This window comes from Pseudomonas sp. Irchel s3a18 (genome assembly GCF_900187535.1).
Classification (GTDB): domain Bacteria; phylum Pseudomonadota; class Gammaproteobacteria; order Pseudomonadales; family Pseudomonadaceae; genus Aquipseudomonas.
The window spans coordinates 85,300-96,577 of record NZ_FYDV01000019.1; the positions used below are offsets into that span (position 1 = coordinate 85,300).

At 61.7% G+C, this 11,278-nt stretch carries 9 protein-coding genes and 1 pseudogene; 4 read left to right on the plus strand and 6 right to left on the minus strand.

Annotated features, from left to right (window positions below):
* The first annotated feature begins 52 nt into the window (after window positions 1–52).
* The 4 genes from guaB (at window position 53) to tadA (ending at window position 5,289) form a co-directional block, all read left to right on the plus strand.
* Window positions 53–1,522, plus strand: a complete 1,470-nt coding sequence (guaB, locus tag CKW29_RS21620) for an IMP dehydrogenase (protein WP_095149085.1) — start codon at window positions 53–55, stop codon at window positions 1,520–1,522.
* Between the two features lie 99 nt (window positions 1,523–1,621).
* On the plus strand, window positions 1,622–3,199 hold the full coding sequence (guaA, locus tag CKW29_RS21625) for a glutamine-hydrolyzing GMP synthase (protein ID WP_095147089.1): 1,578 nt from the start codon (window positions 1,622–1,624) through the stop codon (window positions 3,197–3,199).
* A 216-nt stretch (window positions 3,200–3,415) separates the two neighbouring features.
* Entirely contained in the window at window positions 3,416–4,792 is a 1,377-nt protein-coding gene (locus CKW29_RS21630; RefSeq protein WP_095149092.1) for a multicopper oxidase family protein, read from the plus strand.
* Window positions 4,792–5,289, plus strand: a complete 498-nt coding sequence (gene tadA / locus CKW29_RS21635) for a tRNA adenosine(34) deaminase TadA (RefSeq protein ID WP_095147086.1) — start codon at window positions 4,792–4,794, stop codon at window positions 5,287–5,289. The genes CKW29_RS21630 and tadA overlap by 1 nt, the downstream gene beginning before the upstream one ends.
* Window positions 5,290–5,334: 45 nt before the next feature.
* Here the strand turns inward: tadA and cmoB are convergent, their stop codons facing one another.
* The 6 genes and pseudogenes from cmoB to CKW29_RS21670 all read right to left on the minus strand — a co-directional run.
* The gene (gene cmoB / locus CKW29_RS21640; protein ID WP_095147085.1) at window positions 5,335–6,291 is read right to left on the minus strand and encodes a tRNA 5-methoxyuridine(34)/uridine 5-oxyacetic acid(34) synthase CmoB; all 957 of its coding nucleotides are present in this window, start codon (window positions 6,289–6,291) and stop codon (window positions 5,335–5,337) included.
* A complete protein-coding gene (cmoA, locus tag CKW29_RS21645) occupies window positions 6,288–7,031 on the minus strand; it encodes a carboxy-S-adenosyl-L-methionine synthase CmoA (RefSeq protein ID WP_095147084.1) in 744 nt (247 codons plus the stop codon). Before cmoA ends, cmoB begins: the two co-directional genes overlap by 4 nt.
* Before the next feature lie 134 nt (window positions 7,032–7,165).
* Window positions 7,166–7,801, minus strand: a complete 636-nt coding sequence (locus CKW29_RS21650; RefSeq protein WP_095147083.1) for a lysoplasmalogenase — start codon at window positions 7,799–7,801, stop codon at window positions 7,166–7,168.
* A 2-nt stretch (window positions 7,802–7,803) separates the two neighbouring features.
* Window positions 7,804–8,196 carry a protease inhibitor I42 family protein gene (locus tag CKW29_RS21655; protein ID WP_095147082.1) on the minus strand — a complete coding sequence of 131 codons (393 nt, stop codon included), beginning with the start codon at window positions 8,194–8,196 and terminating at the stop codon, window positions 7,804–7,806.
* A gap of 146 nt (window positions 8,197–8,342) precedes the next feature.
* Complete coding sequence (gene lon, locus CKW29_RS21660) at window positions 8,343–10,763, minus strand: endopeptidase La (protein WP_095149086.1); 2,421 nt, start codon at window positions 10,761–10,763, stop codon at window positions 8,343–8,345.
* Window positions 10,764–11,084: 321 nt separating this feature from the next.
* Window positions 11,085–11,278: pseudogene (locus CKW29_RS21670) on the minus strand (DDE-type integrase/transposase/recombinase); the annotation flags it as partial.

Genomic DNA, 11,278 nt, shown 5'->3' on the forward strand with positions numbered 1-11,278 from the left:
GGTGTCTGAGTATAATGGCGCGCTTCCATTTTCCCGCTCGGGAGCCCCCGCGATGCTGCGTATCAGCCAAGAAGCTCTGACCTTCGACGACATTCTTTTAGTGCCTGGTTATTCCGAGGTGCTTCCTAACGAAGTCAGTCTTAAAACCCGTCTTACCCGTGGCATCGAGCTGAATATTCCACTGGTCTCCGCCGCCATGGACACCGTCACTGAAGCCCGTCTGGCAATCGCCATGGCTCAGGAAGGTGGTATCGGCATCATCCACAAGAACATGACCATCGAGCAGCAAGCTGCCGAAGTGCGCAAGGTCAAGCGTTACGAAGCCGGTGTGGTCAAGGACCCGATCACCATCGACGCCGACGCTACCGTGCGCGAGCTGTTCGAACTGACCCGCATGCACAACATCTCCGGCGTTCCGGTGCTGCACAATGGCGACCTGGTCGGCATTGTCACCTCCCGTGACGTGCGTTTCGAGAACCGTCTGGAAGCCACTGTCCGTGAAGTGATGACGCCTAAAGAGCGCCTGGTCACGGTCAAGGAAGGCGCCAACAAGAACGATGTGCGTGAACTGCTGCACAGGCACCGCATCGAGCGCGTGTTGATCGTCGACGACAAGTTCGCCCTCAAGGGCATGATGACCGTCAACGACATCGAAAAAGCCAAGGCTTACCCGCTGGCCAGCAAGGACGATCAAGGTCGCCTGCGTGTCGGCGCTGCCGTCGGTACCGGTAAAGACACCGGCGATCGCGTTGCCGCCCTGGTGGCAGCCGGCGTTGACGTGGTGGTGGTCGACACCGCCCACGGTCACTCCAAAGGCGTGATCGACCGCGTTCGCTGGGTCAAACAGAATTTCCCTGAAGTGCAGGTCATCGGCGGCAACATCGCCACCGGCGCTGCGGCCAAGGCTCTGGCCGAAGCGGGCGCGGATGCGGTCAAGGTCGGTATCGGCCCTGGCTCGATCTGCACCACCCGTATCGTCGCCGGTGTCGGCGTGCCGCAAATCAGTGCCATCGCCAACGTTGCCGCTGCCCTTGAAGGCACTGGCGTTCCGTTGATCGCCGACGGCGGCATCCGTTTCTCCGGTGACCTGTCCAAGGCCATCGTGGCCGGTGCTTCCTGCGTGATGATGGGCTCGATGTTCGCCGGTACCGAAGAAGCACCGGGCGAGATCGAACTGTTCCAGGGTCGCTCGTACAAGGCTTACCGTGGCATGGGTTCGCTGGGCGCCATGTCCCAGGCTCAAGGTTCCTCCGACCGTTACTTCCAGGACTCCTCGGCCGGCGCCGAGAAGCTGGTTCCGGAAGGCATCGAAGGGCGTGTTCCGTACAAGGGCACCCTGAGCGCTATCATCCATCAACTGATGGGCGGCCTGCGTTCTTCCATGGGCTACACCGGTAGCGCCAACATCGAAGAAATGCGCACCAAGCCTGAGTTCGTGCGGATCACTGGCGCTGGCATGGCCGAATCCCACGTTCACGACGTGCAGATCACCAAAGAAGCGCCGAACTACCGCGTAGGTTGAGCCTTCAAGCAAAAAGTTAAGTAACCGGGGCTGTTCTATTCAGCCCCGAGTTGTTTCTGAATCACGACTGTTTCTGAATTACTTAGACGAGACTGAATCATGGCCCTCGACATTCACGCTCACCGCATCCTGATCCTCGACTTCGGTTCCCAGTACACCCAGCTGATTGCCCGCCGCGTGCGTGAAATCGGCGTGTACTGCGAACTGCACCCGTTCGACATGGACGACGAAGCGATTCGCGAATTCGCGCCAAAAGGGATCATCCTCGCCGGCGGCCCCGAGTCCGTACACGTCGCCGACAGCCCTCGTGCACCGCAAGCGGTCTGGGACCTGGGCGTACCGGTCTTCGGTATCTGCTACGGCATGCAGACCATGGCTGAACAGCTGGGCGGCAAGGTGGAAGGTTCCGAACTGCGTGAGTTCGGTTATGCCCGCGTTGACGTGGTCGGCAAGAGCCGCCTGCTCGACGGCATCGAAGACCACATCGACGCTGACGGCCTGTTCGGCCTCGACGTATGGATGAGCCACGGTGACAAGGTCACCAAGATGCCGGAAGACTTCCACATCCTGGCCAGCACCCCGAGCTGCCCGATCGCTGGCATGTTCAGCGACGAGCGCGGCTACTACGGCGTGCAGTTCCACCCGGAAGTGACCCACACCAAGCAGGGCGGTCGCATCCTGTCGCGCTTCATCCTCGACATCTGCGGCTGCGAAGCCCTGTGGACGCCGTCGAAAATCGCTGAAGATGCGATTGCCAACATCCGTGCCCAGGTCGGCACCGACAACGTACTGCTCGGCCTGTCCGGCGGTGTGGACTCCTCGGTGGTTGCCGCGCTGCTGCACAAGGCCATTGGCGACCAACTGACCTGCGTCTTCGTCGACAACGGCCTGCTGCGTCTGCACGAAGGCGAGCAAGTGATGGCCATGTTCGCCGAGAACATGGGCGTCAAGGTGATCCGCGCCAACGCCGAAGAGCAGTTCCTCGGTAACCTGGCCGGCGAGTCCGACCCTGAGAAGAAGCGCAAGATCATCGGCCGTACCTTCATCGACGTGTTCGATGCCGAATCCTGCAAGCTGGACAACATCAAGTACCTGGCCCAGGGCACCATCTACCCGGACGTGATCGAGTCGGCTGGCGCGAAAAGCGGCAAGGCCCACGTGATCAAGTCGCACCACAATGTGGGTGGCCTGCCGGAAGAAATGAACCTCAAGCTGGTTGAACCCCTGCGTGAGCTGTTCAAGGATGAAGTTCGTCGTCTGGGTCTGGAACTGGGCCTGCCGTACGACATGGTCTACCGTCACCCGTTCCCGGGCCCGGGCCTGGGCGTGCGCATCCTCGGTGAAGTGAAGAAGGAATACGCCGACCTGCTGCGTCGTGCCGACCACATCTTCATCGAAGAACTGCGCAAGGCCGACTGGTACCACAAGGTCAGCCAGGCGTTCGTGGTGTTCCAGCCGGTGAAATCGGTGGGTGTGGTGGGCGATGGCCGTCGTTACGCCTGGGTCGTGGCCCTGCGTGCCGTGGAAACCATCGACTTCATGACTGCGCGTTGGGCACACCTACCTTACGAACTGCTGGAAACCGTCAGCGGGCGCATCATCAATGAAATCGAAGGCATCTCCCGCGTCACCTACGACGTGTCGAGCAAGCCGCCAGCGACCATTGAGTGGGAATGATCCCGCGCAAGCCTTGATGGCTTGATTGCCGGTATCGAATAAGGCCGTGTGAACCTCGTGTTCACGCGGCCTTTTTGCGTTGTGATGGACAGTCGTCTGGCTTGCCTGCGTCCCGTGGTCACGTCCGCTTTGCTGTTTCTTTCACAACTGCGGGTGTATCGTATTCGCCTTTTGCGGGCCCTGCGCCTGCGGCAGATACGTGAGGTAGTTGAGTCCATGTCCTTTACCCGTCGACAAATACTGGGTGGTCTGGCCGGTCTGGCAGTGGTAGGTGTCGGGGTCGGTGGTGCGTCGCGTTACTGGCTGGGGAAGCGGGCGGACGCCAACGCAGGGCATGACTACGAGCTGATCGCCGCGCCCTTGGACGTTGAGCTGGTGCCCGGGCATAAGACCGAAGCCTGGGCATTCGGCCCATCGGCGCCGGGCACCGAGTTGCGGGTGCGCCAGGGCGAGTGGCTGCGGGTGCGCTTCATCAACCACCTGCCAGTGGCCACCACCATTCACTGGCACGGCATCCGCCTGCCACTGGAAATGGACGGCGTACCCTACGTTTCGCAGCTGCCGGTGTTGCCGGGCGAGTACTTCGATTACAAGTTCCGCGTGCCGGACGCCGGCAGCTACTGGTATCACCCTCATGTGAGCAGCAGCGAAGAGCTGGGGCGCGGGCTGGTGGGGCCGTTGATTGTCGAAGAACGTGAGCCCACCGGCTTCAAGTACGAGAAAACCCTGAGCCTGAAGAACTGGCATGTGGATGAGGAAGGTTCGTTCGTACCCTTCAGCATTCCACGCGAGGCTGCGCGGGGTGGCACGGCGGGGCGCCTGTCGACCATCAACGGAGTGCCGCAGGCGGTGATCGAGCTGCCGGCCGGGCAGATCACTCGGGTGCGCTTGCTCAACCTGGACAACACCCTGACCTACCGCATCAATATTCCGGGAGTCGAAGCCCGGATCTATGCACTGGACGGCAACCCGATCGAACCGCGCCCGCTGGGCAAAGAATACTGGCTGGGGCCGGGCATGCGCATTTGCCTGGCGATCAAGGCGCCCGCGGCGGGTGAGGAGTTGGCACTGCGCAACGGTCCGGTGCGCCTGGGCACCTTCCGTTCGGTGGCCAACAGCGATGCACCCACCGAGTGGCCGCCCGCACTGCCGGCCAATCCGATTGCCGAGCCGGACATGGCCAATGCCGAGAAACTCAACTTCAATTTCGAGTGGGTGGGCTCGGTGTCGGTAAACGTTGACAATGGCAAGCCGCCCAGCCTGTGGCAGATCAACGGCCAGGCTTGGGATATCACGGACAAGACCTGCGCCGACCGGCCGATTGCTACGCTCAAGAAAGGCCAGAGCTATATTTTCGAATTGAAGAACATGACCCAGTACCAACACCCGATCCACTTGCACGGCATGAGCTTCAAGGTCATTGCCTCGAACCGGCACAAGGTCGTCCCGTATTTCACCGACACTTACCTGCTGGGCAAGAACGAGCGCGCGCGCGTCGCGCTGGTGGCGGATAACCCGGGGGTATGGATGTTCCACTGCCACGTGATCGACCACATGGAAACCGGCCTGATGGCCGCGATCGAGGTGGCCTGATGCGTCAGATTCGCCCCGCGCAGATCATCGACCGTAGTCGCGACCAGCACTTCATGCGTGAAGCCCTGGCCCTCGCGGCACAAGGTGCGGCCCTGGGAGAAGTGCCGGTCGGCGCGGTCGTGGTGCAGGACGGTGAGATCATCGGTCGCGGCTTCAATTGCCCGATCAGTGGCAGCGATCCCAGCGCCCACGCCGAGATGGTCGCCATCCGTGCCGCCGCCCAGGCCGTCAGCAACTATCGCCTGACGGGCAGCACGCTCTACGTCACGCTGGAACCGTGCAGCATGTGCGCCGGGCTGATCGTGCATTCGCGGATTGCCCGGGTGGTCTATGGGGCGCTGGAGCCCAAGGCCGGGATTGTGCAGAGCCAGGGCCAGTTCTTCACTCAGGGTTTTCTCAACCATCGGGTGTTGTATGAAGGCGGGGTGCTGGCCGAGGAGTGCGGGGCGGTGTTGAGCGAGTTTTTCAAGGCTCGGCGAGCGAAGCCTTCAGACTAAACACCCCGCTCCCACATGTTGATCTCGAATGATCGGGCGATCGGCTTACTTGCGGGCCACAATCACCGCCCGCATCGGCGCTGGCAGCCCTTCAATCGTCTTGCTGTGATCCTCGGGATCGAGGAAGTCACTGAGCGACTGATACTTCATCCACTCCGTCCCGCGTTGTTCTTCAATCGTGGTCACGCTCACATCCACGCAACGCACATCGCTGAACCCGGCGCGGCGCAGCCAGAGCATCAGCGCCGGCACCGATGGCAGGAACCACACGTTGCGCATCTGCGCGTAGCGGTCTTCCGGCACCAGCACCTGTTGCTCGTCACCTTCGATCACCAGCGTCTCCAGCACCAGTTCGCCACCCTTGACCAGGCAATCCTTCAACGCCAGCAAGTGCTCGATCGGCGAGCGGCGATGGTAGAACACCCCCATGGAGAACACGGTGTCGAAGCCTTCCAGGTTCGGTGGCAGGTCTTCGAACGGGAACGGCAGGTGCCAGGCGTTGGGCTCGGACAAGTAACGCTGCACGGCCTGGAACTGGCAGAAGAACAGCCAGTTGGGATCAACGCCGATGACGCTGTCAGCGCCGGCGCCGAGCATGCGCCACATGTAGTACCCGTTACCGCAGCCGACATCGAGGATGCGCTTGCCCGCAAGGTCCAGGTGGGGGGCGACCCGCGACCACTTCCAGTCCGAACGCCATTCGGTATCGACATGCACGCCGAACAGGTCGAACGGCCCCTTGCGCCACGGCGACAGGCCCATCAGTGCGGTGCGCATTTGCGCACGGGTCTGGTCATCGCAGTCGGTGTCCAGAGTCAGGCCGTTCAGCAGGTCGACTTCGCTCGGCTGGATCCTGGGCAAGGCGTCTAGCGCGCTCTGCCAGCGCTCCAGATCGCCATGACCCTTTTCCATTTTGCTATCGAGTTGCGCTTGCAGGGTATTGGCCCAGTCGGCCAGCGGGGTACCGGCCAGACGGCGGGCGAGGGGAGACAGATCAATCATGGCAAGGCAATCAACGAGGCAAAGTTAAGACACTGGAACCACGGCACGACTTTCGAGAACCCGGCCGCCAGCAGGCGTTCGCGGTGTTCTTCGAGGCTGTCGGGCTTCATGACGTTTTCGATGGCGCTGCGCTTCTGGGCAATTTCCAGTTCGCTGTAACCGTTGGCGCGTTTGAAGGCGATGTGCAGGTCGGTGAGCAGCGCGTGCTCCTGCTCGTCTTCGAAGCGCAGTTTTTCCGAGAGGATCAGGGCGCCGCCGGGCAACAGCGACTGACGGATGCGCGACAGCAACGCCGTGCGCTGGTCCGGGGCGATGAATTGCAGGGTGAAGTTCAACGCCACCACCGAGGCAGGGCGGAATTGCAGGGCGAGGATGTCGCCCTCGATCACTTCTACCGGCAGCAACTCCTGGAACATCGAGTCCTGGCCGTTGAGGTATTCACGGCAGCGCTCGACCATTGCCGCAGAGTTATCCACCGCGATCACCCGGCAACCGTCGGTGCGCACGTGACGACGCAGTGCCTGGGTCACGGCGCCCAGGGAGGCCCCAAGGTCGTAGAGCACGCTGTTGGGCTGGGCGAACTGTGCGGCGAGCACGCCGAGGTTTTCGACGATGGTCGGATAACCCGGTACCGAGCGCTTGATCATGTCCGGGAACACCCGCACCACATCCTCGTTAAAGGCGAAGTCAGGCACCTGGGCCAAAGGCTGGGCGAAAAGGCGATCGGGTTGTTTGCTCACGGCGGTTCCAGCGGCGGATGTGGAAAAGGCCGGTATTTTAGCCAAGTTGGCGCGTGGATGCGCGGGTTGTCTGATAAACCGCCAGCATCAGGCAATGGGTATGGCGAGGGCGCTTGTTCCCTCGCCACGGTGGTTCAACGTTGCTTCTGGGAAAAGGCCGACGCCGCGATCCCCCATTGCCCCAGCCAGTAGCTGATGATGATCACGTAGGGCGCGGCGTCGAACGGCATCACGAAGCGGCTGATGCCGATCACGCTGTCGGAGAACACAAAGGCCACGGCGCCTGCGGCGGCGAGCAGTGCCGAACGCTTGGGGACATCGCTGTCCAGGCGGGCCAGGGCGCGCCAGAGCATGGCGCTGATGGCCGTGGCGTAGACAATCACCGGAATCAGCAGGGGGCCCAGGCCGTGGGAAATCAGCAGGCTGAGCAACAGTCCACCCACGACGACCGCCAGGATCAGCGGCAGCAGTGCCAAGCGTCGGCAATCGCTCAAGTAAGCCTTGAGGTACGCCAGGTGAGCCACCAGGAACGCGCCCAGGCCAAACACGAACAGGTCGCCGGGCCACGCCAACAGCACGTCTCCAAGCAGGGAAAAGATCAGGCCCAGGCTGATCCAGCGTCGATACTCGCTGGGCGGTGCGTCGTGCAACCAGCCCAGCAGGGCCAGCACCGGCAACGGCTTGACCAGCAGGCACAGCAACTCGGCGTGAACACTCACCCCGTAGAGAAAGGTCGATGCGCCCATCAGCGCCAGAATCAGCCAGCCCATGGTCAGTTCACCGTGATCGTGCAGTCGAAGGTCTGCGCCGGTTCTGCTTCCGGCTCCCACGGCTGCTGGTAGGTCAGACGCAAGCGGCCGTTACCGCTGGCGAAGGCCTGAAAGCGCCAGGTTGATTGTCCGCCCGCACCCACCAGGCCACTTTCTTCGGGGTTGGTGTACACCTCAGGGCTGATCGCCCGCAGCACGCCCCCCGCCGAATCCTGAATGGCCCAGCGATAGCCCGTGGTCGGGTTGCTCGGCAGGGTCAGGATCAGGTTCTGCCCGTTGTTCAACTGCACCGGGCATTGGCTCTGTTGCTCCAGCGTCACGTTGTGTTTCGACTGGGTGGCACAGGCGGTCAGCAAGGCAAGGCTCAAGGGCAGCAACAGGCGGGTTGGGGACATGGGGTCAGGCGCTCCGGATTTGCGACGAACGGCGAGCATAACCGAAGATGAGACAAATTGTGACGGTTAGACCGGGATGCAGTCGTCAGTGCCGACGCCTTCGCGGGCTTACCCGCGAAGAGGCCGGTCCAGGCGCTACAGAAACCTCAGAACAGCACCTTGGCCACATCCGTAAAGCGTTTGGCAAAGTGCACGGTGATGCCTTCTTTCAAATAGTCCGGCAGTTCTTCGAAGCTGCCACGGTTGGCCTCGGGCAGGATCAGTTCGAAAATCTTCTGCCGGCGCGCGGCAATCACCTTTTCCCGTACACCGCCAATCGGCAGCACATGCCCGGTCAGGGTCAGTTCGCCGGTCATGGCCACGCCTTTTTTCGGCGGCTGGTTGCGTGCCAGCGAGAGCAGAGCACTGGCCATGGTCACGCCGGCGCTCGGGCCGTCCTTGGGGGTCGCGCCTTCCGGAACGTGCAGGTGGATGAAGGCTTCGTCGAAGTATTTCTGATCGCCACCGAACTGCTTGAGGTGCGAGGTCACGTAGCTGTAAGCGATCTCGGCCGACTCCTTCATTACATCACCCAGTTGCCCGGTGAGTTTGAGGCCGCGGTTGAGGGTGTGGATGCGGGTGGCTTCGATCGGCAAGGTCGCGCCGCCCATGCTGGTCCAGGCCAGCCCCGTGATGACGCCGGTGCCGGACAGCACTTGCTCGTTGCGAAACACCGGCATGCCCAGGGAGGCTTCGAGGTCCTTGGGGGCGATCTTGATCACGGATTGCGGATCATCCATCAGCTTGACCACGGCCTTGCGCACCAGTTTGCCCAGTTGCTTCTCCAGTTGCCGTACCCCGGCTTCGCGGGCGTAACCGTCGATCAGGGCCTTGAGGGCGTTGTCGCTGATGGACAGGCTGGTTTTCGCCACCCCGGCCTTGTCCAGCTGCTTGGGCCACAGGTGGCGCTTGGCAATGGCGATTTTCTCTTCGGTGATGTAGCCCGACAGACGAATCACTTCCATGCGGTCCAGCAACGGGCCCGGGATCGAGTCCAGGGTGTTGGCGGTGCAGACGAACAGGACTTTCGACAGGTCCAGGCGCAAATCCAGGTAATGGTCGAGGAATTCGACGTTCTGTTCCGGGTCCAGGGTTTCCAGCAGTGCCGAGGCCGGGTCGCCCTGGAAGCTTTGGCCCATCTTGTCGATTTCGTCGAGCATGATCACCGGGTTCATCACTTCGACGTCTTTCAACGCCTGCACCAGTTTGCCCGGCAGGGCGCCGATATACGTGCGGCGATGGCCCTTGATCTCGGCTTCGTCGCGCATGCCGCCGACGCTGAAGCGATAGAACGGCCGCCCGAGGGACTCGGCAATGGATTTGCCGACACTGGTCTTGCCCACGCCCGGCGGGCCGACCAGCAGGACAATGGAACCGGCAATTTCGCCTTTGTAGGCGCCCACGGCGAGGAATTCGAGGATGCGGTCCTTGATGTCGTCCAGTCCGGCGTGGTGTTTATCGAGCACCTTGCGCGCGTGCTTGAGGTCGAGCTTGTCTTCCCCATAAATGCCCCACGGCACTGCCGTCGCCCATTCCAGGTAGTTGCGGGTCACCGCGTACTCCGGTGAGCCGGTCTCGAGGATCGACAGCTTGTTCATTTCATCGGCGATGCGTTTTTGCGCCTGTGCCGGCAGGACCTTGCCGGTCAGGCGCTGCTCGAACTGCTCGATGTCGGCGCTGCGGTCGTCTTTGGTCAGCCCCAGCTCTTGCTGGATCACCTTGAGTTGTTCTTTCAGGAAAAACTCGCGCTGGTGCTCGCCGATCTTGCGGTTCACTTCCGCGGAGATTTCTTTCTGCAGGCGCGCGACTTCGACCTCCTTGCGCAGCATCGGCAGGACTTTTTCCATGCGCTTGAGCATGGGCACGCAGTCCAGCACTTCCTGTAGTTCGCTGCCGGTGGCCGAGGTCAGGGCGGCGGCGAAGTCGGTCAGCGGCGACGGGTCGTTGGGGCTGAAGCGGTTGAGGTAGTTCTTCAGCTCTTCGCTATACAGCGGATTGAGCGGCAGCAGTTCCTTGATCGCGTTGATCAGGGCCATGCCGTAGGCCTTGATCTCGTCGGTCGGTTCGCTCGGCTGGTGCGGGTATTCGACTTCCACCAGGTACGGTGGGCGATGGTGCTTGAGCCAGGTTTTAAGGCGTACGCGGGTCAGGCCCTGGGCGACGAATTGCAGTTTGCCGTTCTCGCGGCTGGCGTGATGGATCCGCACCAGGGTGCCGTAGAGCGGCAGGGCGGAGGTGTCGAAATGCCGGGGGTCGTCTAGCGGGGTGTCGACGTAGAACAGGGCCAGCGAGTGATGCTCGGACTTGGCCACCAGGTCCAGGGTCTCGGCCCAGGGTTCTTCATTGACGATCACCGGCAACACTTGCGCCGGGAAGAATGGCCGGTTGTGGATCGGGATGATGTAGACCTTGTCCGGCAGGTTCTGCTCGGGCAGGGCCAGGCCTTTACCGGCGGCGTGGTGGTGTTCGGCGTTTTCGGGTGCGGCGTATTCGCTGGGGTCTTTCGGGAATGCTTGCTGGTCGCTCATGGGGCACCTGCGCAATGGGGTATGAAAGTTAGATGGGGCAGGTGGGGGGCGGTTTCAATGTTCAGGGGGCTTTGGGGGGGATTTGTTTGGTAAGCGGGTTGTTACGTGGCCTGACTGCCGACCTTCTTTTTCTGGTGTACATATCCGTTGCTGCGGTCATGGCGGCTGGCGGTTTCGCCCTTACGGCGAGGCACTTTTGGCAAACGCCCCAAAAGTACCCAAAAGGTCTCGCCGGTATGACTCACCCACATAGGTAACAAAACAGTTCAAGCACATAGGTAACAGTCTTTAACTGGCACTGGTCGATTCCGAGGATCTGACCATGCCGTGCTTGATGTGCAGCCGCTGATAAAGATCGGAGCAGTACTGGGCGCCACGGTCTGAACGCTGGATCAGCGTCTGCTTGGTTTGGCGCTGTCCGACGGCGTTCTTGAGCGCCTTGATCACTGACGCGGTGTGCAGGCTCTCATGCACATGATGACCCACGATTTTCCGTGAGTAGGCGTCAGTGATCA